This is a genomic window from Luteibacter flocculans (assembly GCF_023612255.1).
GTDB lineage: Bacteria > Pseudomonadota > Gammaproteobacteria > Xanthomonadales > Rhodanobacteraceae > Luteibacter > Luteibacter flocculans.
In genome coordinates, this window is record NZ_CP063231.1 from 381,262 (window position 1) to 408,194 (window position 26,933).

General features: G+C 66.0%; 25 protein-coding genes. 11 read left to right on the forward strand and 14 right to left on the reverse strand.

Going from position 1 to position 26,933, the window contains the following annotated elements; translation table 11 throughout:
• From IM816_RS01575 to IM816_RS01585, 3 genes are all read right to left on the reverse strand, one after another.
• Entirely contained in the window at positions 1-891 is an 891-nt protein-coding gene (locus IM816_RS01575; protein ID WP_250339517.1) for a UDP-2,3-diacylglucosamine diphosphatase, read from the reverse strand.
• 93 nt (positions 892-984) lie between these two features.
• The gene (locus tag IM816_RS01580) at positions 985-1,611 is read right to left on the reverse strand and encodes an SGNH/GDSL hydrolase family protein (protein ID WP_250339518.1); all 627 of its coding nucleotides are present in this window, start codon (positions 1,609-1,611) and stop codon (positions 985-987) included.
• 1 nt (position 1,612) lies between these two features.
• Positions 1,613-2,857 carry an aminotransferase class I/II-fold pyridoxal phosphate-dependent enzyme gene (locus tag IM816_RS01585; protein WP_250339519.1) on the reverse strand — a complete coding sequence of 415 codons (1,245 nt, stop codon included), beginning with the start codon at positions 2,855-2,857 and terminating at the stop codon, positions 1,613-1,615.
• Between the two features lie 118 nt (positions 2,858-2,975).
• On the opposite strand from IM816_RS01585, the gene rsgA reads away from it, so the two are divergent.
• The 7 genes from rsgA to IM816_RS01620 all read left to right on the forward strand — a co-directional run bounded on the left by rsgA (position 2,976) and on the right by IM816_RS01620 (position 10,651).
• Positions 2,976-4,031 (forward strand): ribosome small subunit-dependent GTPase A, encoded by a 1,056-nt coding sequence (rsgA, locus tag IM816_RS01590; RefSeq protein ID WP_250339520.1) that lies wholly within the window; start codon positions 2,976-2,978, stop codon positions 4,029-4,031.
• Between the two features lie 119 nt (positions 4,032-4,150).
• Positions 4,151-6,475, forward strand: coding sequence for an autotransporter outer membrane beta-barrel domain-containing protein (locus IM816_RS01595; RefSeq protein WP_250339521.1), 2,325 nt, complete (start codon positions 4,151-4,153; stop codon positions 6,473-6,475).
• 116 nt (positions 6,476-6,591) lie between these two features.
• Positions 6,592-6,993: a hypothetical protein gene (locus IM816_RS01600; RefSeq protein ID WP_250339522.1), complete on the forward strand. Its 402-nt coding sequence runs from the start codon at positions 6,592-6,594 to the stop codon at positions 6,991-6,993.
• Positions 6,990-7,184: a helix-turn-helix transcriptional regulator gene (locus tag IM816_RS01605; protein ID WP_072323897.1), complete on the forward strand. Its 195-nt coding sequence runs from the start codon at positions 6,990-6,992 to the stop codon at positions 7,182-7,184. Before IM816_RS01600 ends, IM816_RS01605 begins: the two co-directional genes overlap by 4 nt.
• A gap of 4 nt (positions 7,185-7,188) precedes the next feature.
• Positions 7,189-8,748 carry an alpha/beta hydrolase gene (locus tag IM816_RS01610; protein ID WP_250339523.1) on the forward strand — a complete coding sequence of 520 codons (1,560 nt, stop codon included), beginning with the start codon at positions 7,189-7,191 and terminating at the stop codon, positions 8,746-8,748.
• Positions 8,745-9,479, forward strand: a complete 735-nt coding sequence (locus IM816_RS01615; protein WP_250339524.1) for an ABC transporter ATP-binding protein — start codon at positions 8,745-8,747, stop codon at positions 9,477-9,479. Before IM816_RS01610 ends, IM816_RS01615 begins: the two co-directional genes overlap by 4 nt.
• Entirely contained in the window at positions 9,476-10,651 is a 1,176-nt protein-coding gene (locus tag IM816_RS01620) for an ABC transporter permease (protein ID WP_250339525.1), read from the forward strand. Before IM816_RS01615 ends, IM816_RS01620 begins: the two co-directional genes overlap by 4 nt.
• 4 nt (positions 10,652-10,655) lie before the next feature.
• Here the strand turns inward: IM816_RS01620 and IM816_RS01625 are convergent, their stop codons facing one another.
• Positions 10,656-12,767, reverse strand: coding sequence for a TonB-dependent receptor family protein (locus IM816_RS01625; RefSeq protein WP_250339526.1), 2,112 nt, complete (start codon positions 12,765-12,767; stop codon positions 10,656-10,658).
• A 518-nt stretch (positions 12,768-13,285) separates the two neighbouring features.
• On the opposite strand from IM816_RS01625, the gene IM816_RS01630 reads away from it, so the two are divergent.
• Positions 13,286-14,140, forward strand: coding sequence for a class I SAM-dependent methyltransferase (locus IM816_RS01630; protein WP_250339527.1), 855 nt, complete (start codon positions 13,286-13,288; stop codon positions 14,138-14,140).
• Positions 14,141-14,677, forward strand: a complete 537-nt coding sequence (locus IM816_RS01635) for a pseudouridine synthase (RefSeq protein ID WP_250339528.1) — start codon at positions 14,141-14,143, stop codon at positions 14,675-14,677. It begins immediately after the preceding gene.
• 10 nt (positions 14,678-14,687) lie between these two features.
• Here IM816_RS01635 and dgoD read toward each other — a convergent pair whose 3' ends face one another.
• Genes dgoD through IM816_RS01675 form a run of 8 tightly spaced genes read right to left on the reverse strand, consistent with a single transcriptional unit; the run spans position 14,688 to position 22,704 of the window.
• Positions 14,688-15,839, reverse strand: coding sequence for a galactonate dehydratase (dgoD, locus tag IM816_RS01640; RefSeq protein WP_250339529.1), 1,152 nt, complete (start codon positions 15,837-15,839; stop codon positions 14,688-14,690).
• Positions 15,840-15,841: 2 nt separating this feature from the next.
• Entirely contained in the window at positions 15,842-16,453 is a 612-nt protein-coding gene (locus IM816_RS01645) for a 2-dehydro-3-deoxy-6-phosphogalactonate aldolase (RefSeq protein ID WP_250339530.1), read from the reverse strand.
• 5 nt (positions 16,454-16,458) lie between these two features.
• On the reverse strand, positions 16,459-17,262 hold the full coding sequence (locus IM816_RS01650) for an SDR family oxidoreductase (protein WP_250339531.1): 804 nt from the start codon (positions 17,260-17,262) through the stop codon (positions 16,459-16,461).
• Positions 17,259-18,152: an SMP-30/gluconolactonase/LRE family protein gene (locus tag IM816_RS01655; protein WP_250339532.1), complete on the reverse strand. Its 894-nt coding sequence runs from the start codon at positions 18,150-18,152 to the stop codon at positions 17,259-17,261. Before IM816_RS01655 ends, IM816_RS01650 begins: the two co-directional genes overlap by 4 nt.
• Positions 18,152-19,153, reverse strand: coding sequence for an L-arabinose ABC transporter permease AraH (araH, locus tag IM816_RS01660; protein WP_250339533.1), 1,002 nt, complete (start codon positions 19,151-19,153; stop codon positions 18,152-18,154). Before araH ends, IM816_RS01655 begins: the two co-directional genes overlap by 1 nt.
• A 3-nt stretch (positions 19,154-19,156) precedes the next feature.
• A complete protein-coding gene (gene araG / locus IM816_RS01665; protein WP_250339534.1) occupies positions 19,157-20,689 on the reverse strand; it encodes an L-arabinose ABC transporter ATP-binding protein AraG in 1,533 nt (510 codons plus the stop codon).
• On the reverse strand, positions 20,686-21,675 hold the full coding sequence (locus tag IM816_RS01670) for an arabinose ABC transporter substrate-binding protein (protein ID WP_250339535.1): 990 nt from the start codon (positions 21,673-21,675) through the stop codon (positions 20,686-20,688). Before IM816_RS01670 ends, araG begins: the two co-directional genes overlap by 4 nt.
• Positions 21,676-21,705: 30 nt before the next feature.
• Entirely contained in the window at positions 21,706-22,704 is a 999-nt protein-coding gene (locus IM816_RS01675; protein WP_250339536.1) for a 2-dehydro-3-deoxygalactonokinase, read from the reverse strand.
• Between the two features lie 105 nt (positions 22,705-22,809).
• Between IM816_RS01675 and IM816_RS01680 the strand changes: the two genes are divergently transcribed.
• A complete protein-coding gene (locus IM816_RS01680) occupies positions 22,810-23,682 on the forward strand; it encodes a LysR substrate-binding domain-containing protein (protein ID WP_250339537.1) in 873 nt (290 codons plus the stop codon).
• 221 nt (positions 23,683-23,903) lie between these two features.
• Positions 23,904-24,398 (forward strand): hypothetical protein, encoded by a 495-nt coding sequence (locus IM816_RS01685; RefSeq protein ID WP_250339538.1) that lies wholly within the window; start codon positions 23,904-23,906, stop codon positions 24,396-24,398.
• Positions 24,399-24,445: 47 nt separating this feature from the next.
• On the opposite strand, the gene IM816_RS01690 is transcribed toward IM816_RS01685, so the two are convergent.
• A complete protein-coding gene (locus IM816_RS01690; protein WP_072322407.1) occupies positions 24,446-25,060 on the reverse strand; it encodes a DedA family protein in 615 nt (204 codons plus the stop codon).
• Positions 25,061-25,151: 91 nt separating this feature from the next.
• Positions 25,152-26,894, reverse strand: a complete 1,743-nt coding sequence (gene dnaG, locus IM816_RS01695; RefSeq protein ID WP_250339539.1) for a DNA primase — start codon at positions 26,892-26,894, stop codon at positions 25,152-25,154.
• Between the last annotated feature and the right edge of the window lie 39 nt (positions 26,895-26,933).

A 26,933-nucleotide genomic window follows, 5' to 3' on the forward strand; every position in this document is an offset into this window, starting at 1 on the left:
TCAGCGCACCAGCGACGCCAGATCGTCCAGGGCGGGAGCCGCCCCGCGCAGGGCCGAGAGGTTGGCCCGGCAGTCGGCCAGCGGAGCGAAACCCAGCACGGCTTCCGGCGAAGGCAGCACGGTTTCCCGGCTGACCCGGCCCAGCGGCGTGACCTGTTCGGTCCAGTGGATGAGTTCCATGGCGCCGGTGAAGTCCTCCACGAGCGCGGTGCAGTGCTCGACCCAGTCGCCGTCGTTCAGGTAGAGCACGCCGTCCATCGGGCGGACGTGACCGAAGTGGATGTGTCCGCAGATGTGCCCGTCGAAGCCGCGCTCGCGCGCGTCGTTCGCCACGCGTTGTTCGTAGCCGCGGATGTATTCCAGCGCCGCGCCGACATGCGACTTCAGGATGATCGACAGCGGCAGATAGGGCAGTTCGAGGCGCGAGCGCACCGCATGCACGCGACGGTTTGCCCAGCAGATGAAGCGGTGCAGCGTGTCGCCGAGCCACGAGATCCAGCGCCGGCCGACGTGCTCGGGATCGAATTCGTCGCCGTGGCTCACACGATAGCGCCGACCGTCCGCGCCCTCGTGGATGGCGTCCAGTTCCACTCGGATGCCCGCGAGGCTGGAGCCGGCCAGGCCGCGTAACTGGTAGTCGTGGTTGCCGGGCAGGTAGATCACCTCCACCCCACGCGCGGCGATGGCGACCAGTTCGGCGATCACTGCGGTGTGATCCGCATGCCACCAGTGGCGCTTACCGAGCGCTTCCAGATCGACGATGTCGCCGACGAGGTAGAGGCGCTCGCAGTCGAGGCTGCGAAGGAAATCGAGCAGATAGGCCGCCTTGCAGTCAGGCGTACCGAGGTGCACGTCGGAGATGAAGGCGCTGCGGCAGGTGAGCTTCGCCATGGAAGGTTCCCGGGAGTGGTCCCGGGTCCCCAGTCTCGGGCCATGAGGTAACCGCCGCGTGGCGAAGGTGTTGCAGCGAGGTTGCGGTGATCGCTACGCCGCGTTCGGTGTACCGCGTTCGCGCAGTGCCGCCTCGGCCGCGGGAGCGATCAGCGTGACCCACCTGGCGTACTGCGCAGCGGACGGATGCAGCCCGTCATCCACGAGCATGCCGGGGTTTGCCGCGGCGTCGCGCGAGGTCGGCGTGACGTCCACCCAGCGCGCATGCGCCCGCAGCGTTTCGTCGCGGGCGATGGCGTTGAAGGTGTCGATCTCGTTCGCGATGGCGGTGCGGTCGCGCCCTTCGGCGAACGACGTGACGCCCCAGTCGGGAATGGAAACGACCACGACACGGCGCACATCGCCGGCCAGATCGACGGCACGTCGGAGCAAACCAAGGAACCGCTCCCGGTAGCCCGCCGCGGGGCGTCCGCGATACTGGTCGTTCACGCCGATCAGCAGCGTGACCAGGGCCCAGCCGGGTTTCAGTGCGGCATCATCCATGGCGGCCGACAACTCGTCGGTGGTCCAGCCGGTGGTTGCGACGATGCGTGGCGCGTCGACCGCGATGCCGTGTTCGCGCAGGCGAGCGACCAGTTGCACAGGCCAACGGCCGGCTTCCGTTACGCCTTCACCGATCGTGTAGGAATCGCCGAGGGCGAGAAAACGAACTGGCGCCACCTCAGGCCACCGCGCTCGCCGCAGGTTGCGCCTCGTCCGCCATGCGCGCCAGCACGCGCCCCATTCGCACGAAGACTTCGGCCAGTTGTGCCGGCTCCGGAAGAAGCGTGAGGCGCAGGTGCCGGCTTGCGGCGAGATTGAAGCTGGTGCCGGGCACTACGAGCACCCCTTCGTCTTCCAGCAGGCGCAGCGCGAAGGCCGTGTCGTCGAATGGGGGCAGGGCGTCGGCGCGAATCCGCGGGAACGCGTAGATCGCGCCACCCGGTGCGACGACGTCGAGGAACGGACTGGCTGCCACGCTTTCCAGCACGACCCGGCGGGCCTCGTGCAGGCGGCCACCCGGCGAGGTCAAGGCACCGATGGTGGGGGCGTCGAGCAGTGCCGGGCGGACGGCCCACTGTGCCGTGACGTTAGCGCAGAGGCGCAGTGCCGCGAGCAGTTGCAAGGCATCGCGATAGGCGGCGGTGCGCTTCGGATCGCCCGACAGGCTCATCCAGCCGACCCGATAGCCGCAGGCGCGATGCACCTTGGACAGGCCGCCGAAGCTGACACAGGGGTGGTCGCCCGCGACCGCCGCGAGGGGCTGAAATGGCGTGCCGTCGTACAGAATCTCGTCGTAGATCTCGTCGCAGAGCAGCAGCAGGCCGTGTCGCCGCGCCACCTCCACGATGCGCTCCAGCAGCGCCTTCGGATAGACGGCACCCGTGGGATTGTTCGGATTGATCAGCACGAGCGCACGCGTGCGCGGCCCGATCAGCGCGTCGATCTCGTCTGGATCGGGCAGGTGGCCGTTCTCGGCGAGGCAGCGGTAATAGCGCGGGTTGCCATCGTTGAGGATGGTGGCCGCGCTCCACAGCGGGTAGTCGGGGCTCGGCAGCAACACTTCATCGCCCGGCTGGAGCAGGGCACGCAGCGAAATGTCGATGAGTTCGCTGACGCCATTGCCGATGAACACGCGTTCCATTTCGACACCGATCGCACCGCGCGCACGCTGCTGGTCGACGATGGCCTCGCGTGCCTCTTCGAGACCCTGCTCGTGCCCGTAGGCCTCGCTGTCCACGAGGTGCGCGCCGATGGCCTCGCGCAGGTGTGGCGGCACGGAAAAGCCGTAGCGACCGGGGTTGCCGATGTTGAGCTTGATGATCGGCAGTCCTGCCGCTTCCATCTCGCGCGCGCGCCGGGTCAGGGCGCCACGGATCTCGTAACGCACTTCCGCCAGGTGCGCGCTGGGCTTGATCGAGGACACGTAGACGTCTTCCGAAGGTGCGGCCGGGCCCTTTCCCGGCCGCCGTCACCGGATCGTAACAGCGTCCTTGCGCGCCCGCGAGGCGGAAAACGGGCGCCGAGAGGGCATAATCGCGCCCATGGAACACTTCTCGGACCTGGCGCGCCTGCGCCATATCGGCTGGCGCGATCCCGCCCTGCCTGACGATCCACGCCGCCTCGCGCGCGTGGTCGCGCAGCATCGGGCCGGTTACGAACTGCACGACGGCTCGTCCGCCTTCAATGCGCAGCCCGCGGGGCCCTTCCTGAAACGCGGTCTCGATCCGTCGCTGCGCCCGGCCGTGGGGGACTTCGTTTTCCTCGACCACGCGAGCCATCCAGTGATCGAAGCGGTGCTGCCGCGACGCTCGGTGCTCACGCGTGCCGCGGCCGGCGAACGCTACGAACGGCAGATCATCGCCACCAACATCGACTACGTGCTGGTGCTGACCGGCCTCGACGGCGACTTCAACCCCGCCCGCATCGAACGCTACCTCACGCTCGTCGAAGGGTCGGGTGCACGGCCTGTCGTGCTGTTGAGCAAGGCCGACACGGCGGTGGACGTCGAAGGTGCGGTGGCCGCGCTTACCGAACGCTTGCCCGCCGAAGCGGCTGTGCATGCCATCAATGCCAAGGACCCGGCGACGGTGGGCCTCCTGGCGGCCTATCTTGGACCGGGCATGAGTGCGGTGCTCGTCGGTTCCTCCGGTGCCGGCAAGTCCACGCTCACGAACACGCTGCTGGGTGAGGAGCGCATGGCCACCGGCGCCGTGCGCTCGCACGACAGCCGCGGTCGGCATACCACGACGCATCGCGCGCTGCTTCGTCTGCCGACCGGCGGTTGCCTCATCGACACGCCCGGCATGCGCGAGCTGAAACTCACGGGCGAGGAAAACCTCGATCTCTTCGCGGACATCGAGGCTCTTGCCGCGCAGTGCCGCTTCGCCGATTGCAGCCACGGCAACGAACCGGGTTGCGCGATCCAGGCGGCGCTTGCCTCGGGCGAACTGTCGCCCCAGCGCTGGCGCAACTACCTCAAGCTGCACGACGAGCGCGAAGAGCAGGCGGCCACGCTCGAAGCGCGCCTGAAGCGCAAGGCCGGGCCGCGGCATACCGGTCGGCCACGCCGCGGGGATTGGTCGCGCGACCCCGATTGAACGTTTTCATCGTGGAGCGGTCGCTGGGCATTCCTACGCCCAAAGCGTCGTGCGCCGACATACACGGTGAGCGATGGTGACTAGTTTTCCTGCCTCATTCGTAGAGCAGGGAAATCGTCATGGACATGAAGTCGTATGGGCGCCGCGCGTTGGCCGTCGCGCTTGCGGGGGCACTTGCCGCACCAGCGGTCGCCGCGCCGAGAGCACAGGAGCTGCTCGTCGAAAACGGCATGGCGCTACTGCTCGACAGCGGTGACGTGGTGCGTACCTCCGGACCACGCACGACGGCGGTGACCGTGGGAGAGCGCGCAACGCTGGACGCGGAAGGTGTCAGGATCGCCAACGATGGCGCTGGCGTGCGTGGACATCGAAATTACGGCGTGCTTGCGTCGCACGGGGCTGATGTATCGCTGCTGGACAGCGATGTCGATCTGCCCGGCACGTGGGGTGTAGGGCTTCAGGCGCAGCGCAACGCGATGTTGAACCTGCGCCGCACCCGCGTGAACCTCTCGGCCGACAACGGTCTGGGCGTCGCCACGACGTCGGGAAGCTTCGCGCTGCTCGACGAGGTACGGATTCACTCGGCAAGTGGCGGAACGGGCTTGTTGGTCAGCGACGACGCGTCGCGTCTCATCGCGCAGCGGAGCCGTGTGACGATGCAGGGCGCCGAGGCCATGGCCCTGTCGATCTCCGGTGGCGAGGCGCAGGTTCGCGAGACGGTGCTGGATGCGCGTGATGGTCGTGCCATCGATACGCGTGCGGGCACGGGCGGTACAGCGCGTGTCGTGCTCGATCGCTCGACGGTGCGTGGTCGCGTCCAAAGCGGCGATACCGGTCTCTCGTTGGACGCCCGCCGAGGCACGCTCGAAGGCGACATCGTGCGCAGCGGTCCGGCGCCGCTGGACGTCGCGTTGGCCGAGGGCACGTGGCGAGGCGCCGCAAGTCGCGTGAGTTCGCTGTCCGTCGTGGACGGCACCTGGACGCTCACCCGCGACAGCGACGTCGAGGCGGTGCGCCTGGAGCAGGCCGGCCAGATCGTTTTCGATCGCTCGGGGGCCGAGTTCCACACCTTGCGCGTGGGTTCGTGGCAGGCCTCGCCGGATGCTGTCGGCGTCACGCTCGGCGTGCGGCTCGATGCCGGTGGCCCGCTGCAGCGGCAGGCCACCGATCGTCTGCTGGTCCATGGCGATGCCTCAGGTCAGACGCTTCTTCACGTCACCAACGTCGGCGGCACGGGTGCTTCGACGGCAGGCTGGAATGGCCGCAACGGACCCAAGGACGGCATCAGTCTGGCTCAGGTCTCGGGCAGCGCGCGCGCCGATACGTTCCGCCTCGCGGGTGGCTATGTCGCGGTCGGTCCGTGGCAGTACCGTCTGCAGGCCTATGAACCGGGGCGCAGCGACGCGGCGCAGCGTGTGGTCGAGGGCGAGGGGAAGGGTTACTGGGATTACCGCCTGCAGAGTGCGCATGTCGAAGCACGTAGCCGAAGTGGCGGCTCGCGTGCGGCGCTCGCGCCGCAGGTGCCGACGTATCTGGTACTCCCGCATGCACTGTTCGGTTACGGCCAGGCGTCGCTTGACGCAGTGCAGGCGGAACGGACGAATGGATCGCGCGATCCCGCATGGCATGTTCGCGCATTCGGCGGCGACGTCGCCTACCGCAGCAATCTGCCGTTCGCATCGTATGGCTTCGATTACGAGCGTCGTGATAGCGGCTTGCAGGTCGGCGGCGATCTTCTGGTGCTTGGCTCTGCCGACGCGACGCTACGCATGGGTATGACGGCCTCGCTCGGCAACACGCACGTATCGCCCCGTGCGCAAGACGGCACGAGCACCGCTCACGCCAATGCACGCGGCCTGGCTTGGCATTCGGTGCTGGCGACGGAAAGCGGCTGGTCGTTCGCATCGAGCTACGCGCTTACCCACTACCGCATCGACGTACGTACGCCATCGCGGGGCGAGGTGTTGCCGCGCCTGCGCGCGAACGCCAGCGATGCGAGCCTCGCCATGGCCTATGGCTGGCAACCGACCAAGCGAATGCGCGTCGAACCCGGGGCTGCGTTGCTCTGGCAGCGTCTGCGTTTCACGCGCGCCATGGATCACGACGGCATCGACGTGATGGCGGGTTCGCCGGAGCGTCTGACGGCACGCTTCGGTGCGCGGGTGTCCCTGGCATTCGAACCGAAGGGAAACACGTTGCACGCGTGGTCGCCGTATGCGGACCTGCGCTACGCGACCACGCACGATGCACGACGCACGCTGCGGCTTTCGGACGAGCCCCTTAGCACCGGGCGCTCGGGGCGCAGCATCGACCTCGCCGTCGGCGCTCACTTCGAACTCGGGGCGCGAGTCACGGCGACCGTGGACACGACGGCCCGCATGCGCCGAACCCGCGGCGGGGAGTCCGGGAGCACGGCTCGGCTTGGCGTGACCGTCGCGCTGTGACATCGCTGGCACAGGAGACCGGTACAAGCCGCTTGTAAAGGGTGCTTGACATGACCCCGCGAACGGCCTCAGGATGTGTCAAGCGTACTTGACTCCACCCTCCTGAGGTCGTTCGCATGCGTGCTGTCCACAAGCGTTATCTGCGTGAGTTCTTTCCCGCGATGTTCGCCTACGTGATCCTGCTGTTGGTTTCCGTCACCTGGCTGAAGACGCTGGAAGGTACCTGGGCCCGAGCCCTCGTCACGATGTTGCCCGTCGTGCCGATTGCCTTCGTCATTCGCGCCATGGTGCGCGTGATCCGCGATCAGGACGAATTCGAACGGCGTATCGATCTGGAAGCCATCGCGATCGGCGGTGGTATCGGCGGCTTCGGCTTTTTCACCTACGGCATGCTGCTGAACGCAAAGGTGCTCCCGCCCCCCTCCGCGGAGTCCGTGGCAATCTGGGTGTTGCCGGTGCTGATGGGTTGCTTCGGCGTGGCGAAGTGCGCGGTGCGCCGGCATTACCACGCGCAATGAACAACCGGCTACGCGAATTGCGCACGATGCGTGGCTGGTCGCAAGCGGACCTCGGCGAACAGCTCGACGTGTCACGACAAACGGTCAACGCGGTGGAAACGGGCAAGTACGATCCCAGCCTGCCGCTTGCCTTCAAGATCGCCAGGCTCTTCGACCTGCCTATCGAAGCCATCTTCATCCCAGGGGAATGACGGCATGAAATCAGCGCCACGGTTCGCCATCGTAGTGGCGATCGCCGTAGCCGTCCTGGCTGGACGGCACGCCATGCAATCGCGCGACGGCGGTTCACCCGAGCCACCCACAACGCCCGCCGCGACAAAGCCGGCGCCGCCGCGCGTCTGGCAGGTCGGTTCCTTGGAACTGAAGCCCTGCGAGTTGGCGCAGCCGCACACGGGTCTGTCCACCGCGGCGTGGTGTACACGGTTCAACGTGCCTGAGGATCGTGCGCACCCCGAGGGTCGCAAGATCGCGCTCCGCCTCGCCATCGTGCGCAGCAGCGCGCAGGTACCCGCGGCGGACATGGTGGCGTTCATTGCCGGCGGTCCGGGTCAATCCGCGGCCGAAAGCTATCCGGTGATCGCACCGGCCATGGCACCGTTGCTGGCGCATCGCAACCTGCTTCTGCTCGACCAGCGCGGCACGGGCGATTCGCATCCGTTGAGCTGCCGCAACGACGAGCCGGGCGTTCCCGGTGGCGCGGAGGACACGAGCAACTTTGACGCGGCGGCTGTGCGCAAGGAAACGCGCGCGTGTCTCGATCAGCTTTCGCGCGATGCAGACGTGCGCTTCTACACCACGACGGATGCCGTCGCTGACCTGGAAGACGTGCGCCGTGCGCTGGGCTCCCCGCAGTTCGACCTGTTCGGTGTCTCCTACGGCACCCGCGTCGCCCAGCAGTACGCCATGCGCCATCCCGAGGGTCTGCGCACGTTGATCCTGGACGGCATCGCGCCGAACAGTCTCGTGCTCGGCGAGGACTTCGCGGTGAACCTCGATGCGGCACTCAAGGCGCAGTTCGCACGCTGTTCGGCCAACGCCGCATGTCGCGAGCGTTTCGGGGATCCCTACCAGACGCTTTACCAGCTGCGCGACGCGCTACGCGCCAATCCGCACAAGGTGAGTTTCCGCGATCCGCAGAACTACGCGTCGGTGCAGCGCGTGCTCAGCGAATACTCGCTTGCCACGGTGGTGCGCATGTTTGCCTATTCGCCGGAAACGGCGGCGCTGCTCCCGCTGTCGATCGATGCCGCCGCGCGCGGCGACGTCGGTCCGCTGCTCGGCCAGGCCAAGCTGCTCACCGGCGACCTCGGCGACACGATGGACGGCGGCATGCAGTACTCGGTGATCTGTTCGGAGGATGCCGACCTGCTGAGCCCGCGACCGCAGGACAAGGACACGATTCTCGGTGAGGGCATGATCGAGGCATTTCGCGCCGCCTGCTCGGTCTGGCCGCATGGCGTGCGGCCGGCCAACTTCCACGAGCCGCTCAAAAGCAACGTGCCCGCTCTGCTGATGTCCGGCGAATTCGATCCTGTCACCCCACCGCGCTATGGCGACGAGGTGCTCAAGGGTCTGCCCAATGGCCGTCATCTCGTCCTGAAGGGGCAGGGCCACAGCGTCGTCACGCGCGGCTGCATGCCGCGGTTGCTCGATCGCTTCATCGACAAGGCCGACGCCAAGACACTCGATGCGAGTTGCCTGGATCGCCTTGCCCCGCTGCCCGTCTTCGTCGGTTTCAACGGAGCCACGCCATGATCGAAGTAAAGGATCTGCACAAGGCCTTTGGTGATGTGCGCGCCGTGAACGGTGTGAGCTTCACCGCGCGCGATGGCGAAATCACCGGTTTGCTCGGTCCCAACGGCGCCGGCAAGACGACCACGCTGCGCATGCTCTATACGTTGATGACGCCAGATTCCGGGCAAGTGCTCGTCGACGGCATCGATGCCTCGACCGACCCGCTCGCGGTGCGGCGCCAGCTCGGCGTGCTTCCCGATGCGCGGGGCTTGTACAAGCGCCTTACGGCCGTCGAGAACATCGATTACTTCGGTCGCCTGCACGGCATGCCCGCCGCTCTGCTCGCACAGCGTCGCGAAGCGCTGATCGACGCGCTGGAAATGCGCGACATCGCGGCGCGACGCACCGAAGGCTTTTCGCAGGGACAGCGCGTCAAGACCGCCATCGCTCGTGCGCTGGTGCACGACCCACGCAACGTCCTGCTCGACGAACCCACCAACGGCCTCGACGTCATGGCTACCCGCGCCATGCGCCGGTTCATGCGCCAGCTTCGTGATGAGGGGCGTTGCGTGCTGTTCTCCAGCCACATCATGCAGGAGGTGGCTGCGCTGTGCGATCGCATCGTGGTGATCGCGCACGGCCGGGTCGTTGCCGACGAATCACCTGATGCGCTGCTGGCGCAGACGGGCGAGACCAGCCTCGAGGATGCCTTCGTGAAGATCATTGGTACCGACGAGGGGCTTGCCGCATGAGCGCATTCACCGCCGTCTACTGGAAAGAAGTTCGCGAGAACCTGCGCGATCGTCGCACGTTGATCAATGCCTTGATCACGGGCCCACTGTTGGGGCCGGTCATGTTCATCATGCTGATGAACGTCATGGTCAATCGCGAGCTGGCGAAGACCGATCGACCGCTGGCCGTCCCCATCGTCGGCGCGGATCTCGCGCCCAATCTCGTCGCGGCGCTGAAAAGCGCCGGGATCGACGCCGCCGCGCCGCTCTCCGACCCCGAGAACGCCGTGCGCGAGCAGCGGACGGATATCGTGGTGCGCATTTCGCCGAGCTATCCCGCGGCCTGGAAAAACGGGCAACCGGTGCAGGTGGAGCTCATCTACGATTCCTCGCGACGCGACGCTTCAACGCCGGTGATGCGCGTGCGCAGCGTGGTGGAAGGCTACGGAAAGCGCGAAGGCGCGATGCGCTTGATCGCCCGTGGACTGTCACCGACGACGGCCTGGCCGGTACAGGTAGCCGATCGCGACCAGGCGACGTCGCAGTCGCGCTCCGCGCTGATGTTTTCTTTCCTTCCGTACTTCTTCGTGCTGACGGTGTTCCTTGGCGGCATGTACCTCGCCATCGATCTCACCGCGGGCGAACGCGAGCGTCAGTCGCTGGAGCCGCTGTTCGTCAATCCGGTTGCGCGCTGGAAGATCCTCGCCGGCAAACTCGGGGCGATCTGCAGCTTTTCCGTCGTGAGCCTGCTGCTGAGCGTGGCCGCGTTCGCCACGGCGCCGTGGTTCATTCCCACCGAGAAGCTGGGTATTGCGCTGGATCTCGGGTGGCGTTTCGGATCGCAGGTCGTCTTGCTGATGCTGCCCCTGATCCTGCTGCTCGCCGCACTGCAATCGCTGGTCTCGGCGTTCGCAAAGAGCTATCGCGAGGCGCAGACGTACCTGTCGATCCTCATGATCATCCCCGTGCTGCCGAGCGCCTTGCTTTCGGTGATCCCGGTGCGCGCGGAGCCATGGATGTATGCGGTGCCGCTGCTCGGTCAGAACCTCGGCATCGTGCAACTGCTGCGCGGCGACGGCATGCCTGCGTGGCAGATGGGCCTTTGCCTTGCCGGTGGTTTCGTCACCGCGGCGCTGGCGGTATGGGGGACCGCACAGCTTTACCGTTCGGACCGCCTCGCCATCTCGGGCTGACGCCTCAGCGCCAGCGCACGTCCACGCCGACCAGGAAGGTTCTACCCGGCGCCGGCTCGTCGTAGCGTCCGTTGCCGTCGTTGACGATGACCGAGCCGACCACATACCGATCGGCGAGGTTGTCTACGCGGGCGAAGGTGTTTACGCGCCAGGGTCCGTTGTCGAATACGTAGCCGCCGGACAGGCCGAACAAGGCGTAGCCCGCCGCGGAGGCGGTGCCGAGATCGTTGGCCGACGTGGCGCCCATCGCATTCATGTCGAGCCCCGCCTGCCAGCCCACCTCGCCTCCGAGTTTCAGCGCGGCGTAACCTGTCGCGCGCGGCACGCCAGGAATGCGCGTGCCCGCCTGCACCGGGGTGTCGGGCGCCGCGCAGCCGGCGGAGACACAGGTCAGGAAGGGCGTGCGGAAGCTCGCCTGCAACCGCGTGTACGCAGCGACGAGATGCACGTCGTGAGCAAGCTCGGCGTTGAACGACGCCTCGATGCCTTGCCGTCGCGACCGCGCAATGTTCTGGTACGTGGTACGACCACCGAGATTGGTGGCGACCGCCAACTCGTCGTCGCTGTCGGCACGGAAGAGCGCCAGGCCTGCCTCCACGCGCACGGACGGCCGCAGTTTCAGACCCACTTCCGCATTGCGCGAGCGCGAGGGTTTAAGGTCGAAGGCGAGACCGGCACCCCGATCGGCGCGATAACCCAGTTCGGAAAACGTCGGCGTCTCGAATCCGCGGCCCCAGTTCGCATAGGCGTGCAGCCATGGCGTCGCGCGCCAAAGCACCCCGAACACCGGCGTGGTCGCGGCATAGCGCACCGTACCGCTGTCGTCCGGGTTCCCCGGCGCGATGTATCGATCGCTCGAACGGAAGCGGACTTCGCTGTGGCGTACGCCGCCCATCAACGTCCAATCGTCCGCCACCCGCCACGTCGCCTGAGCATACTGATCGAAGTCGAATACGCGGTCGATCTCGTCGCGCCGCTTTGCGCCGCGCACGCCGAGTTGATTGCCCACGAAGTTCTCGTAGCCCTGGCGATGCTGTTCCTGGTTGTCGTAGGCCACGCCGGCCGCCAGTTCGAACGGCCGACCGGCGAGCGTGTCGCGCCAGGTCCAACGCACGTCGCCACCTCCGTATTCGTTGTCGAGGTCCACCACGCCGCCCGAGTTACCCCGCTGGGCGACCTGCGTGGCGACCGGAATGGAAAGGTATTGCGTCACGCCGCGCTGGCCGTAGTAGCTCATCACGCGCAGGCTGTTCGATGCGTCGATCCGCTGGTCGTAGATGAGGCCGACCTGCTGCTGGTCCACCGACTTGCGCGTGTCGTACGTGTCCGCCACGGCAGCAACCTGGCGCGGATCGGCCTTGAACTGCGCATGCGTCAGACCGAGCGGGTCTTGCGCGTCGGGAACGTCGAGTGCGTTGAGCACGAGCGTGAGCTTCGCGTCCTCGTTGAGCTTCCAGCCGATCTTCGCGTTACCCGACTCGCGCCGCGCCGCGCTGTGATCGCGGTAGCCGCTGGTGCGGAAGTGGGTGAAATCGATGTTGTAGTCGACGGGTCCGTCCACGCCGCGGGCGTTCACCGAAGTGCGCAGATTGCCGTTACTGCCCCCGGCCACGCCGAAGCGGAGTTCCGGCGGATCGCTACCGTCGGCAGTGAAGACCTGCACCACGCCGCCGGACGCATTGCCGTACAGCGCCGAGAACGGGCCTCGCAATACTTCGATGCGTTCGGCCGAATCGAGATTGAAATGCGAGACCTGCCCCTGGCCGTCGGGCATGCTCGCGGGGATGCCATCGGTATAGAGCCTGACGCCGCGAATGCCGAACGTGGATCGCGCGCCGAAGCCGCGAATGGAGACCTGTGCATCCTGCGCGTAGTTCTGGCGGTCGCGTACGACGAGCCCGGGAATAGTCTGCACGCGCTCGGACAGGTTGACGTCCAGCGAGCCATCTTCCGGCGTCGTGACGACGTCGATGGCGGCAGGAATGTCGTACGGCGATTGCGCGCTCCGCGTGGCGGTCACGACGATCGGTGCCAGCCGGGCATCCTGCGCGGTCGCCACCGTAGACAGCGCGATGAGGATGCCGCCGGCCAAGGGGCGGAGAGTGGGCAAGGGCATGGGTATTCCGACGCGGTAGGACCGTCATGATGGGCGAGAAAGTGTATGCGTTATCTCAAAACCCACCGCGAGTCCCGTCCGGGGTGGCTTCGCCGATTCGCGGCTCCCTGTCTTATGGCTTGCGCCGCGGCGGACCCGGGCGTCCGGTCGGGGGCTCGCAGCGCTACAGTCTGCGGCTCTCCCAACACGCGACCTCAGTCATCGTGGGAGTCTTCGGTGTCCCCCCTCGAGGCGAGTTCCGCACAAGAGAGCGGCCGAAGGCCACTAGGTACATGGGCCGCGCCAGCGGCCATCCTTTTCGAACGCGGAGGACCTGTTTGAAGCAGCGAGGGGGGGCACCGAAGGCTCTGGCCTCACCGCACGAGCCAGCGGTAGCTCCAGCCGCTGGACACATGCCGCCACGCGGCAATGAACCGAAGTATCCAGACAGCGCCCCGGACTCGCACGATGAACCTTATCTTGCCGCCTGGTGTCGTCGTGCTAGCCTTCCCGCCTCCATCCCTGCCTGCGGTGCCGACATGACGAAGTTCACTAAGAGGTTCCTCATTGCCAACGGAATCGCCCTTGCTGCGTCCTTCGGCGCCCAGGCCTTCCAGAACGACCAGCCGGCCAATGCCACCCCGCCCGCCAGCGCCGGGCAGGTGAGCGCGGCACAACTGGATCAGGCCATCGCCGGCAGCTGGCGCTCGCCGCAGAACAAGGCGCGCGACGTGTATCGCCATCCTCGCGAGATGCTGACGTTCTTCGGCATTCGCCCGGACATGACCGTGATCGAGATCTGGCCGTCGGGCGGCTGGTTCACGGAGATCCTCGCGCCGTTCCTGCACGACAACGGCCATTACATCGGTGCTGTCGAAGCCGGCTCGAAGAGCACCGACGCGCTGCGCAAGAAGTTCTCGTTCGCACCGGCTCAGTACGGCAAGGCCACCTTGCTGGAGTTCAACCACAAGGCGCCGGTGCTGGGCGCGCCCGGTTCGGCGGACATGGTGCTGACCTTCCGCAACGTGCACAACTGGGCTGCCGACGGCAGTGCGGAAGCGATGTTCAAAGCGTTCTATGCGGTGCTCAAGCCCGGCGGCGTGCTGGGTGTCGAGGATCACCGTGCCGATGCGGGCAAGAAGCTCGACGAGGTCGTCAATTCCGGCTATCTGCCGACCGACTACGTGATCAAGCTCGCCACCGACGCCGGCTTCAAGCTGGATGGGCAGAGCGAGATCAACGCGAATCCGAAGGACGACCACCAGCATCCGAAGGGCGTGTGGACGCTTCCGCCCACGTTCGAACTCGGCGACAAGGACAAGGCGAAATATCAGGCGATCGGTGAGTCCGACCGCATGACGCTGCGCTTCGTGAAGCCCGCTACCTCGAAGTAAGTGCTGCTGGCGCTCAACAAGCCCTTCGGGGTGCTCTGCCAGTTCACAGGCGAAGCCGGCCGACGCACGCTGGCCGACTTCGTGCCGCAGAAGGGCGTGTATGCCGCAGGAAGGCTCGACCAGGACAGCGAAGGGCTGCTACTCCTGACCGACGACGGACGGCTGCAACACCGGCTGGCCGATCCGAGGCACAAGCAACCGAAGACGTATTTGGTACAGGTCGAAGGCGTGCCGACGGAAGACGCGCTCGACCGCCTGCGCCATGGCGTGACCTTGAACGACGGACCGACGCTGCCGGCCGGCGCCGAAGCAATCGATGCGCCCGACTGGCTATGGCCTCGCGATCCGCCCGTGCGCTTTCGCAAGACGGTGCCCGATGCGTGGCTGCGCATCGTGTTGCGCGAAGGTCGTAACCGCCAGGTGCGCCGCATGACGGCAGCCGTGGGACTGCCCACGCTGCGCCTGATTCGCGAAGCCGTGGGGTCTTATCGTCTGGACGGGCTCAAGCCCGGCGAGCTGCGCGTCATCGATCCCTAGCGCGACGCCCTTACCACTCGGCCACCGAGCCGTCCGGGTGGCGCCACAGCGGATTGCGCCAGTCGGGGGCTTCGCGGCTGCGCTCCACGATCAGTTCTTCGTTGACGTCGATGCCGAGACCGGGGCCGGTAAACGGGCGCGCATAGCCGCCTTCGTCGAGCGCCAGGGCCTCCGTGTTGCGCACGTAGTCGAGCACTTCGCCGCCGCGGTTGTAGTGGATGCCCATGCTCTGTTCCTGCAACGTGGCGTTCCAACTCACGAAGTCCACGTGCAGACACGCCGCCAGGGCGATCGGACCCAATGGGCAGTGCGGCGCAAGCGCCACGTCGTACGCCTCGGCCATGGCCGCGATCTTGACGCATTCGGTAATGCCACCGGCATGAGAGAGATCGGGTTGGAGAATGGCGATGCCGCCGCGTTCCAGCACGTGCTTGAACTCGAAGCGCGAGTACATGCGCTCCCCCGCCGCGATCGGAATCGCGGTCTGTGCCGCGATGCGCGGATAGTATTCGGCTTGTTCGGCCAGCACGGGTTCTTCAATGAAGAGCGGGCGGAACGGCTCCAGTTCTTTCACCAGAACCTTTGCCATCGGCGCGGAAACGCGGCCATGGAAGTCGAGACCGAACTCGATCGTGTTGCCGAAGGCTTCGCGGATTTCCGCCACTCGCGCGACGGCAGCATCCACGGCCTTGCTCGAACCGATCATGCCCATTTCCTCGCACCCGTTCATCTTGAACGTGTCGAAGCCGTGCGCCATGCGTTCGCGAATCTGCGCGATGATGTCAGCCGGTCGATCGCCGCCCACCCAGCAATAGGTTTTCATGCGGTCGCGCACGCGGCCGCCCAGCAGTTCGAAGACCGGCGCGCCGAGTACCTTGCCCTTGATGTCCCACAGGGCCTGGTCGATCCCCGCGATGGCGCTCATGAACACCGCGCCGCCTCGATAGAACCCACCGCGGTACATCGCCTGCCAGAGATCGTTGATGCGCGAGGGGTCCTTGCCGATGACGAACTCGGAGAGTTCATGCACCGCCGCTTCCACCGTGCGTGCGCGACCTTCCACGACGGGTTCGCCCCAGCCGACGACGCCGTCGTCGGTTTCCATCTTGAGGAACATCCAGCGTGGCGGCACGCGGTAGGTAGTGATGCGGGTGATCTTCATGCTTATACCGCGCGATAGGCTTTGACGAAGGCTTGCGCACGTTCGCGTGTGCGCGAGATGGGCTGGCCTGCTTTGTACAGATCGCTGCCGAGGCCCGCACCGATGCAACCGGCATCGAGGAACTGCCCGATGTTTTCGGGCGTGACGCCGCCCACGGCCAGCAAGGGGATGTCCGGCGGCAGTACCGCGCGGATCGCCTTGACGTAGCCAGGCCCCCATTGCGCTGCGGGAAAAAGCTTCAACGACTGCGCGCCCGCTGCGAGGGCAGCGAACGCCTCGCTGGGCGTGCTGAACCCGATGGACGTGTACATGTCGCGTTCGCGCCCGCGCCGGATCACCGCAGGATCGGTGTTCGGCGTGACCAGCAGATGGCCACCGAGGTCGGCCACGGCATCTACGGCGTCCGGCGTGAGCACGGTGCCGGCACCGACCAGCGCACGATCGTCCGCGGCATCCAGCGCCAGAGGAATGCTGCGTTGCCAGTCCGGCGAATTGAGAGGTATCTCGATGGCGTCGAAGCCTGCCGCGAGCAGCACCGCGACGTGGGCGACGACCTCGTCGGGCGTGATGCCGCGCAGGATGGCGATGAGCGGAAGAGCGGTAGGCCAGGCCATGGGCGTCACTCGTGATAGAGCTGGGAACGGCCGCCGTCGATGCGAATGTCGGCGGCGTTGATGTAGCGTGCTTCGTCGGAGGCGAGGAACAGCGCGGTATAAGCGATTTCCTCCGGCTCGCCGATGCGCTTGTTCGGAAGGATCGCCTCCTGCCGGCGACGCTCCGCCTCGGGGTCGGGCGCGGCGGCGAAGCCCGCCTCGGCGATAGCCGTCAGCACCAGGCCCGGCGAAATCGAATTCACACGTATGCCCCGCGCGGCGTACTCGATGCCCAGCGCCTTGGTCAGGCCGATCAGCCCGTGCTTGGCGACCGGGTACGGGAAGCAGTGCGGAATGATCTTGTGGCCGTGGACCGAAGCGATGTTGACGATGCTGCCGCGTCCCAGTTCGAGCATGCCGGGCAGCACCGCCTTCGCGCAGTTCCAGGCGCCTTTCAGGTCCACCTCGAAGCAGCGCGTCCATTCGTCGTCGCTCAGCGACAGGGGATCGTTGAAGACGTTGATGCCGGCGTTGTTCACCAGCACGTCGGGTGCGCCGAAGCGCTCCGTTGCGGCGGCCACCATGCGTGTCACCGCGTCGGGATGGGTGACGTCGGCCTCGAACAGCATGGCATCCTGGGTGTCGAGGCTCGCTAGCGTCTCGCGGGCCTGCGCATTGTCTTCCAGCACGTTGAGGACGACCTTCGCGCCGTGCATGGCAAACAGGTGCGCGGTGGCGGCGCCGATGCCCTGCGTGGCGCCCGTGACAATGGCGACCTTTCCCGCAAGGCGCGGCAGCGGCGTGATGCGCGGATCGGGGCGGCGGTTCATGCGCGCGTCCCCTGACCGTATCGGGCCTCCGGCAGGCCGCGACCCCGTGGCGGCGTGCCGATGAAGATCGCGCCGTTGTCCGGCTCGCGCGTGTGCACGGCGGCGTCGAGCCCCTTGTGCGCCGAGGTGATGACCATGCGGTCGAGCGCGCTGCCGGCGAAGCTGACGCAGCTTGGCTGGCGTGCGGGGAGATCGATCACGGCATCCGCGCTACCGTCGGGCGCATAGCGCACCACGCGCGAGGCGCCCCACTGGGCATTCCAGAGGAACCCATCGGCGTCCACGGTGGAGCCGTCCGGCTCATGCCCCGCTTCCAGTTCCGCGAACACGCGGATGCGATCGATCTCGCCGCTCGTGGCATCGTAGTCGCAGGCCATGATCTGCGCGGTGGGCGAATCGGTGAAGTACATCGTGCCGCCATCGGGGCTGAAGCAGATGCTGTTGGTGATCGCGGCCTTGGGCAGCGCGAGGCGGGTGAGCTTGCCATCGGCGCTGTAGCGCCAGAACGAGGCGGTCTTTTCCGGGCCGCGCTCGTTGAGCGTACCGAAGATGAAGTGGCCGGCACGGTCGCAGCGGCCGTCGTTGGCGCGCATGCCGACAAGGTCGGGCTCGATGTCCTCGAGCACGCTGAGGTTGCCGTCGCGGGTGTCGTAGCGGGCGAGTTGCTTTTCCAGCGCCAGCAGCAGCACGCCCGGTTCGCTGGTGAGTGCAAAACAGCACAGGCGCGCCGGCATCGCCGTCTCGGTGATGTGGCCCGTGGTGGGGTCGTATGCGTAGAGCCGCGAGGCGGCAATGTCTGTCCAGCGTACGAGTTGCAGGTGGTCGTCCCAGATCACGCCTTCGGCGTGGGCCTGGCGGTGGGCGGATATCGGTTTGAAGGCGTCGGTCATCAGCGTGATTGCCTGCGGTTCTTGAGCTGATCCACGAGCACGGCGACGAGCAGGATGCCGCCGCGGACGAGGTACTGGTAGAAAGTATCGATGTTCATGAGGCTCATGGCATTTTGCACGGTCCCCATGATGAGAACGCCAACGAGCACGCCGCTGATGCTCGCGCGGCCGCCCATCAACGACACGCCGCCGAGCACACAGGCCGAAATGACGTTGAGTTCGAAGCCTTCGCCGGAATTGGGCTGGCCGCTGGTGATGCGCGAAGCGAGGATGACGCCCGCCAGTGCGGCGATGAGGCCCTGGATCAGGAAAATGGCGATGCGGACGCGGTCTACGGCGACGCCGGCCAGGCGTGCGGCATCGGGGTTGCCGCCAATGGCGAGCGTGTTGCGCCCATAGGCGGTCTTGTTGAGCAGCACGCCGAAGACCACGAAGCAGGCCAAGGTGACCCATACCGGCACGGGCAGGCCGATGAATTCGGCGCTGCCGAGCGCGAAGAAGGACTCGTTGGTCACGCCGACGGCTTGCCCGTGCGACGCGATGAAGGCGAGGCCGCGAACGATTTCCATGGTCGCCAGCGTCGTGATGAGCGCATTGATCTTCAGCTTCGCGATCACGGCGCCATTGACGAAGCCCACCAGCGCGCCGGCGGCGAGACTCACCGCGACGCCTATCGCCACACTGCCTGTCGCGTTGGAGACGATCGCGCAGAGCACGCCAGCGAAGGCCACGGTCGATCCGACCGAAAGGTCGAAGTCGCGCGAGGCGAGGCAGAACATCATGGTGCATGCCACCATGCCGATCTGCGAGACCGACAGCGCAAGGCCTACGACGTTATCCCAGGAGAAGAAATAGCGCACCGTCGCGCTGAGCACGACGAACAGCACCACGAAGATGCCGATCAGGCTGTAGTCGTCGACGATCTGCCAGAGCAGGGCGCGGCGACGCTCTTCGCGCGTGTCGCGTTGGGGCACGATGGCGGCGGCGTTGGGCTCGGTCATGGGTCAGGCGTTCCTTATCGCGGTGGATCCCGCGCCTTCGGGCAGGGCGGCGGCGAGGACGTTTTCCTCAGTCGCCGAGGCGCGGTCGAACTGTGCGGTGATACGGCCGCGGCACATGGTGACGATGCGGTCGGATACGCCCAGCACTTCGGGTAATTCGCTGGAGATCATCACCACGGCGACGCCGCGCGCGGCGAGTTCGTAGAGCACGTTGTAGATCTCGTTCTTCGCGCCGACGTCGATGCCGCGGGTGGGCTCGTCGACGATCAGCACACGCAGGTCTTTTTCCGCCAGCCAGCGCGAGAGCACGGCTTTCTGCTGGTTGCCGCCGGAAAGAAGACGGATTTCCTGGCGACGATGCGGGGTGCGGATGCGCAGGCGATCGATATACGTATCGGCAGTGCGTGCCTCGTTGCGGTCGTTCACGAACAGGCCGGCGACGAGATGGTTGCGCCGTGCGCTGATGTTGATGTTCTCCGACACCGAGCGCACCCCGATGATGCCTTCTTCCTTGCGGTCCTCCGGGCAGAACACCAGGCCGTGGCGGATCGCGTCGCGCACGTGCGAGGGTCGGATGGGCTTGCCGTCTACGAGCACCTCGCCTGATGTGCGGCGGTCGGCACCGTAGATCACCCGCATGATCTCGGAGCGCCCGGCACCCACCAGGCCAAAGAAGCCGACGATCTCGCCGGCCCGGACGTCGAAGCTCACCGGCAACGGTACGGCGCGCCCTGCCACGCCTTTCACCGAGAGCCGCACGTCGCCTTGCGCGCGCGGCGTGTAACCGAAGATGTCGTCGATCTCGCGGCCGACCATGCGTTGCACGAGTGTGTCGCGGGTGACGCCTTCGAGCGTGTCGAAGTCCGCCACCTTGCGCCCGTCACGGAAGATCGTGGCGGCATCGCACAGCTCGAAGATCTCGTCGAGGCGATGCGAGATGTAGATCATGGCCTTGCCCTGCGCGCGCAGATCGCGAACGAGGCGGAACAGCACGTCCGTTTCCCGGTGCGAGAGCGAACTGGTGGGTTCGTCCAGGGCGAGGATGGTGGCATCGCGCAGGATGGCTTTAACGATCTCCACCATCTGGCGCTGCCCGATCGACAGTTGCTTGAGCCTCGCGCGGGGATCGAGGTCGACGCCCAGAGCGTCCAGGCGCTCGCGCGTCCACGCCAGGGCCCGACGGCGATCGACGAAGCCGAAGCGCGTCGGCAGCCGGCCGAGCAGGAGATTCTCCATGACGGAGAGTTCCGGCACGTACTGGAGCTCCTGGTGGATCACGGCGACGCCGGCCGCAATGGCGTCGGCGGCGCTGCGGAAATGCTGCACCTGTCCGTCGATCGCGACCTCGCCCTCGTCGGGTATGTACTCCCCGCCGAGGATCTTCATCATCGTGGACTTGCCGGCGCCGTTCTCGCCGAGCAGGCCGTGCACGCTACCGGCGCGCACCTGGAAGCCCACGTCACCGAGCGCGCGCACACCGGGAAACGTCTTCCCGATGTGGCGGAACTCGAGGCGTGGGCTGCCGCTCGTCGTCAAAGCCCCATCTCCTTGCGCACCTCGGCAGCGTTGTCGCGAGTGATGAGCTTGCCCGTGGTCAGGGTGAGCTGCGGCGGTGCTTTGCCGTTCTTGATCCACTCGTACATGTTCACCGAGGTTTCATAGCCGTGGCGCTTCGGGCTGATCAACACGCTGCCGAAGAAGCCGGTCGGTTGGGCCTTCTCGAACTCGTTGAGGGCAGACTGACTGCCACCGATGCCGACGCCGATCATGTCGTCGGCGCGGAAGTTGCGACCTTCTGCTGCGCGCACCGCGCCGAGCACGGCTTCGTCGTTCAGGCCGAAGGCAACCCAGTGCTTGTACTTCGGATTCTGCGTGATCGCGATGTTGGCGGCGTTGAAGGCGTTTTCCGTATCCGTCTTGGCCTGCGGCGCGTTGACCACGTTGTCCTTTGGGAAGCCCGCGGCGGTCAGCGCGGCAATGGCGCCGTCCGTGCGTTCCTTCGCGGTGGGCAACTGGTCGTAGGAAATGCGCAGGGCGCCGGTTTCTTCCGGCTTCCATCCGCGCTTCTTCATCTCGTCGGCGATGGCCTGGCCGACCTGCTCGCCGATCTTCGTGGCGGAGATGCCCATGTGCGGTACGGACTCGATGGGATTGCCGGAGCCATCGACGAGGCGGTCGTCCACGGTCATTAGTTTCAGGCCATCGGCCTTGGCCTTGGCGACGATCGAAGGACCCAGCTTCACGTCGGGCGTGCAGATGATGAAGCCCTGGGCATGCTGAGCCTTCAGGTTGTCGATAGTGGTCAGCACCTGACCGCCGTCGGGCGCACCGATCTTCACCAGGGTGAAGCCTTTCTCCTTGGCCGCCTGCTCGGCGTACTTCCATTCGTCCTGGAACCAGGGTTCCTCGGGCTGCTTCACGACGAAGCCGATCTTCACGTCCTCGTTGGAACCGGAGGAGCAGGCGGAAAGAGCCAGCGCCAGGGCAAGCGCCTTGAGGCCAAGGGCGATCTTCATCTTCATGCGGTGCTCCTCGTGAGACTCATGCAGGGGTTAATCGACCAGCCCGCGGCGGCGGGCGACGGCGATGGCGCCGTACCCCGCGAGATCGCGTTGCTCGTCGTCGCCCAGCACCGTGACGGTGCCGGAGAAGAAGTCGTCGCCTTCCACCAGCCTGCCGATGGCCTCGCGCAGGATGGGCTTGCCGCTGACGACGAAGCGCGTGCCGGGATTCATCCGGATCGCGCTGGAATTCTTGAGGGTGAGCAGGTCGGAACCGAGCACGGCGCCAAGCAGGAAGTTGGCGCGTGCGTTCGCGTCGTAGACGGCGAACTGATCGAGGATGCGCACGCTGAAACAGGCGCGACCCAGGCCGATCTTCTTCGCCGATGCGGCACCCGCTAGCAGCATTTCCGCATCGATGCGCGAGGCGAAGCCGTCCTTCAGCGAGCCGGCGAGAATGGTGTCGTGCGAGATCACATGCAGCAGTTCGCCTGCGAGCGTGGTGACGCAACCGTCGATGCGGCGCTGCGCATCGATGCTGACGAACTTCGAGTGCGAACCGGGAAGCACGATGACGGTAGGTTCGTCGAGGCCCAGGCGTTCGACGAGGGCGAACGATTCCACTTCCTCGCCGCGCATCATGTCCATGGCCTCGCAGTTGTGCAGGCCGATGTGCTCGACGTTGTTGCGCACGCCCGGCACGAACCAGATCGGTGCGTGCCAGACGTTGGCGATCAGACTCTCCCGCATCGCGCCAGCGAGATCGTCGATGCCGGCGGCGGCTACGACGTGGGGAATCTCGCACAGCCCCATGTTCGACGTGATCATGCCCGAGGCCAGCGCGCGGTCGATCTGGGTCGGTTCCAGGCGTGCCACGGCCAAAGCCTCCGCGATCGTCTCGCGTACGCCCTCTTCGAGCTTTGCCTTGCTTCCCGTGATCGCCGTATCGCGCACGCCGACCTGACGGGCGGCCCGGCCGATCACGTGGCCGTCCTGCCAGACGGTGACACGCGTGTTGGTGGTGCCGGTGTCGACGGTGAGGATGTTCATCGCAGGTCCGTTCGTAAAACGCCCTGGATTCTTGGCGTCGCCTGCCAAGGCAGGCAAACTAGAAATTCTTCGGGCCTTCCTCAAATTTTTCTTGATGACCTTGCAATGAAGCGCTCGTTACCCCTCAACGCCGTGCGCGTGTTCGAGCTTGCAGCGCAGCATTCAAGCTTTACCAAGGCAGCCGAAGAGTTGTCGCTCACCCCCGCCGCAGTGAGCGCGCAAGTCAAATTATTGGAAGGCTATCTCGGTACGCCGCTGTTTGTGCGTAGCAACAATCGCTTGAAGCTCACGGCGGCCGGGGAGAATTACTTTCCGCGCATTCGCGACGCTTTTCGTGCATTGCAGCAGGCTACCGACCAGGTCATGGGGCAGCGCAGCGCGTCGCTTCGCGTATCCGTGCCGCCGACCTTCGGCACAAAGTGGCTCGTGCCGCGCCTTTTTCGATTCTTCGCAAAGCACCCCGACATTGCGGTGGAAGTGGTCACGGACGGCGGCGAGGGCTTGTGGGATCTCGCGGTGGACGACCGTCCGATCGACGGTGCGGAGCAGGCGATCCTCGCCGTGAGTCGCTATACCCCGGTGTGCTCGCCAGGCGTGGCGGCGCAACTGCAAGGCCCAGAGGATCTCGCCGCGCAGATGCTGCTGCACGAACGGCCGGGCCGTCGCGCTGCGCCTGCTGTCGGCTGGGATCAGTGGCTCGAAAGCGCCGGGGTAAGTCCGGGTTCCGTCTCGCGCGACATGGGTTTCGGCGACGGCACGATGATGTTGCAGGCGGCCATCGAAGGGCAGGGCGTGGCCTTGGCCCAGGAACTGCTGGTGGCGTATGACCTGGCGGCCGGGCGGCTCGCCGAACCGTTCCGCCTGGACGTGCCGCTGCAGCACACCTATTACCTCGCCGTATCGCGCGAGGCCGGTACGCGTGACGAGACGGGGTTGTTCAAGCAGTGGCTTTTCGGCGAACTGGGTACGGTGCCGTAAGTCGCACGGATGCCTTGACACCCGCGCGATGCGTTCAATCCATCTTGCCGATCGATATGCGGATGCGGCGGACAACCAAGCATCGGGCCAAAACAAAAGGATAAACCCGGTTGGCGGCACTCTGGAGCTTCCGTCGCCCGTGCTCTAACGTCGCTACTGTCGAACGTTAGCGCTGGTTTTCGACGGTGTCATGGAGATTTTCTTTCAAGGAGAGGAGTGTGATGAAACGACAGCTCAATCCCTGCCCGGAGAGGATGGTCTACAGCTACCCGTGGGGTCTTTCTTTCACGGCGTATTCGACCAATCCGTTTTCGTTTGCCCGGACCAGCGCGGTTCGGATGTGGATAGAGTTCGAATACAGGTATCCCGAGGCGACCACGCTCTCGCCGCCGCAAGTCTGGCTGAACACCTCCGCGCCCGAAAATGACGACGGGTATGAGAGTGTGTCGGCGGTCCACGACCTGGTTTACTCGCGGACCGAAGTGGCGCAGGGGATGCGCTTCGTCCTCTCGGGCCGCGTTTATTTGGATGGGGCACTCCCGGCACATGACGCGATCACCATCAGGCCACAGGCATCGGGCGGTTGGTTTTCAGACGTGCAGTTGTACGCGCCGTTGTATAGGTATTCTCTCGAATGCGTCGGCGGTGTGGATGCCCGGCGCACAGAGGAGGCCTCATGCGATTTGATTCGCCTTGCTCCCGGCAAAACGGCTTAACCCCTCACTGACCGGCGAGTGGGTGCCGCCTGCCGGCGCCTCCTCGCTCAACAGTCGCGCTCGGCCTTCTTCCGCCGCCACCAGATGAATCCTACGATCGCGATGGCAGCAACGATGGCGAGCCACAGCCCCGTCTGCCCGCGGTGGATCCACATGGCCAGCCACTCGTGATTGTGCGCGCCGAAGTAACCGAGATAGACCCAGATCGGTACGCTGATCGCCGCGGCGAGGCCGTCCAACAGCAGGAAACGGAAGAAGCCCACGCGGTGGGTGGCGCCGGCGGTGATGAACACGGCAGTGCGCATGCCCGGAAGGAAGCGGGCCACGAACATCATGCGGTTGCCGTAGCGCTCGAACTTCTCCTGGACCTTGGCGTAGCGCTCGGGGGTCAACAGACGCGCGACGAGCCGCCAACTCATGATCCGTCCGCCGAAGTGGCGCCCCAGCAGGAACATCGTGGAATCGCCGACCAGCACGCCCGCCATGCCGACGCCAACCATCGTGTGGACGTCGCCATAGCCCAGGCCCGTGATGATGCCGCCGGCGACCAGCGTGATGTCTTCGGGAAGCGGGATGCCCGCCCCGCAAAGCATCAGTGCGAAGAAGACGGCGAGGTAGCCGTTCCTTCCAAAGAAATCGACGAGGTCGTTGAGCAGGTCCATCAGCAGCGCACGAATCCGGCTTCGGCCGGTCCCTTGGAGAAACGGAAAGGGGATGATCCCATGGATCGCGTTAGGTTCGCGGTGCGCCGCATCATTCGCCGTCCACTTGGGCGGGCGCGGCGCGGGCCGCCAGCAGGACGCGCAGCTCGGCTTTCTCGGTGTCGTCGAGCACGCCTTCACGTGATTTGGCGATGAGGTATTCGCGACGCTGGGTGGTGACCTGGCGCTGCATCTGCGCCAGGGCGTCCAGGAACTCGGTGCGCTGCATGTCCACCTCGCCGATGATTTCGGCTTGCATCAGCTTCTGCAGCGACGCGTATTCGGGGCGGTCGAGAAAGTGCTCGACGAGCACGGCGGGGTTGATGCCCGGTCGCGCACGCGCCACGTCGATCAACTCCGCAAGCAGTTCCACCCCAGGACGCTCGAGGCGCAGGAAGGCGTAGGGTGGCTCGACCTCTTCTGCCAGCGACGGCTGCGCAAGCAACAAGGTGATTGCGCTGCGTACGAGGCTGCGCTGCACGTTCGCTGGACGAGTCGGGCCTTGCCGGGTCGGTGCGGGTTCGGTGTCGAGTACCGCGCGAGCGCCGGTGCGGCGTTGCAGCTCCTGCGCCATAAGGTCGCGGAACGCGCCATCCGGCAGCTTCGCGATGAGCGGACGGGCCCGTTCGGCGAGTCGTGCCTTGCCGTCGATGCGGCTGGTATCCACGTCCCGGCCGAGTTCCTCGAAGAAATACTCGGACATCGGCATGGACGCCTTCATGCGCTGCTCGAAGCCTTCCTTGCCTTCCTTGCGGACGAGCGTATCCGGGTCCTCGCCATCGGGCAGGAACAGGAAGTGAGCCTGACGGCCATCGCGCATGCGCGGGAGGATCGATTCCAGGGCGCGCCAGGCCGCCTGGCGGCCGGCGCGGTCGCCGTCGAAGCAGAAATAGACGTCCGGCGCGGCGCGGAACAAGACCTCCGCGTGTTCCGGCGTGGTCGCGGTACCGAGCGTGGCGACGGCGATGGGCAGGCCCGCCTGATGCAGGGCGATCACGTCCATGTAGCCCTCCACCACCATGATCCGGGTGAGGTGCTGGTGGGCCTGCTTCACCTGCCACAACGCGAACAGTTCGCGGCCCTTGTGGAACAGGGGCGTCTCCGGAGAGTTGAGGTATTTCGGGCTCTGCTCGGACGACAGCACGCGGCCGCCGAACGCGATGACGCGGCCGCGGCGGTCGAGGATGGGGAACATCACCCGCTCGCGAAAGCGGTCGTAGCGGTTGCCGCGTTCGTTGCTCGCGACCATGCCCGCCTCGTTGAGCAACTGGCGTCGCCGGTCCGTGGTGCCCAGGGCCTTCAACACGCCATCGAAGCCTGCCGGTGCCCAGCCGATGCGGAAGCGCTTGACGATCTCGTCGTCGAGGCCGCGGCGGTCCACATAGGCACGGGCCTCGGGGCTGTTGCCCAGTTCGCGCTGGTAGAAGCTGGCTGCCTCGTCGAGCAGCGTATAGAGGTCGCTGCGGTCTTCGCGCGGCTTATCGTCGCGGGCACCTTCGTAAGGCACCTTGAGACCCGCGGACTGGGCCAATTCCTCGATGGCATCGGGGAACTCCAGGCGGTCGTAATCCATGATGAACTTGATCGCGCTGCCATGCGCGCCGCAACCGAAGCAGTGGAAGAACTGCTTCTGCGGGCTGACATAGAAGGACGGGGACCGCTCGTTATGAAACGGGCAACACGCAGTCCATTCCCGCCCCGCCTTCTTCAGCGGCACGCGCCGCTCGATCACGTCGACGATGTCGACGCGAGTCAGCAGTTCATCGATGAAGCTGTCGGGAATACGGCCACGCATCAGTCCCCTAGGATGCCATGCATCCGCGTCCGTATGGCG

Coding starts and splice junctions, on each gene's coding strand:
- IM816_RS01575 (WP_250339517.1), bottom strand. CDS start 891: ATGGCGAAGCTCACCTGCCGCAGCGCCTTCATCTCCGACGTGCACCTC.
- rsgA (WP_250339520.1), top strand. CDS start 2,976: ATGGAACACTTCTCGGACCTGGCGCGCCTGCGCCATATCGGCTGGCGC.
- IM816_RS01595 (WP_250339521.1), top strand. CDS start 4,151: ATGGACATGAAGTCGTATGGGCGCCGCGCGTTGGCCGTCGCGCTTGCG.
- IM816_RS01600 (WP_250339522.1), top strand. CDS start 6,592: ATGCGTGCTGTCCACAAGCGTTATCTGCGTGAGTTCTTTCCCGCGATG.
- IM816_RS01605 (WP_072323897.1), top strand. CDS start 6,990: ATGAACAACCGGCTACGCGAATTGCGCACGATGCGTGGCTGGTCGCAA.
- IM816_RS01610 (WP_250339523.1), top strand. CDS start 7,189: ATGAAATCAGCGCCACGGTTCGCCATCGTAGTGGCGATCGCCGTAGCC.
- IM816_RS01615 (WP_250339524.1), top strand. CDS start 8,745: ATGATCGAAGTAAAGGATCTGCACAAGGCCTTTGGTGATGTGCGCGCC.
- IM816_RS01620 (WP_250339525.1), top strand. CDS start 9,476: ATGAGCGCATTCACCGCCGTCTACTGGAAAGAAGTTCGCGAGAACCTG.
- IM816_RS01625 (WP_250339526.1), bottom strand. CDS start 12,767: ATGCCCTTGCCCACTCTCCGCCCCTTGGCCGGCGGCATCCTCATCGCG.
- IM816_RS01630 (WP_250339527.1), top strand. CDS start 13,286: ATGACGAAGTTCACTAAGAGGTTCCTCATTGCCAACGGAATCGCCCTT.
- dgoD (WP_250339529.1), bottom strand. CDS start 15,839: ATGAAGATCACCCGCATCACTACCTACCGCGTGCCGCCACGCTGGATG.
- IM816_RS01645 (WP_250339530.1), bottom strand. CDS start 16,453: ATGGCCTGGCCTACCGCTCTTCCGCTCATCGCCATCCTGCGCGGCATC.
- IM816_RS01650 (WP_250339531.1), bottom strand. CDS start 17,262: ATGAACCGCCGCCCCGATCCGCGCATCACGCCGCTGCCGCGCCTTGCG.
- IM816_RS01655 (WP_250339532.1), bottom strand. CDS start 18,152: ATGACCGACGCCTTCAAACCGATATCCGCCCACCGCCAGGCCCACGCC.
- araH (WP_250339533.1), bottom strand. CDS start 19,153: ATGACCGAGCCCAACGCCGCCGCCATCGTGCCCCAACGCGACACGCGC.
- IM816_RS01670 (WP_250339535.1), bottom strand. CDS start 21,675: ATGAAGATGAAGATCGCCCTTGGCCTCAAGGCGCTTGCCCTGGCGCTG.
- IM816_RS01675 (WP_250339536.1), bottom strand. CDS start 22,704: ATGAACATCCTCACCGTCGACACCGGCACCACCAACACGCGTGTCACC.
- IM816_RS01680 (WP_250339537.1), top strand. CDS start 22,810: ATGAAGCGCTCGTTACCCCTCAACGCCGTGCGCGTGTTCGAGCTTGCA.
- IM816_RS01685 (WP_250339538.1), top strand. CDS start 23,904: ATGAAACGACAGCTCAATCCCTGCCCGGAGAGGATGGTCTACAGCTAC.
- IM816_RS01690 (WP_072322407.1), bottom strand. CDS start 25,060: ATGGACCTGCTCAACGACCTCGTCGATTTCTTTGGAAGGAACGGCTAC.
- dnaG (WP_250339539.1), bottom strand. CDS start 26,894: ATGCGTGGCCGTATTCCCGACAGCTTCATCGATGAACTGCTGACTCGC.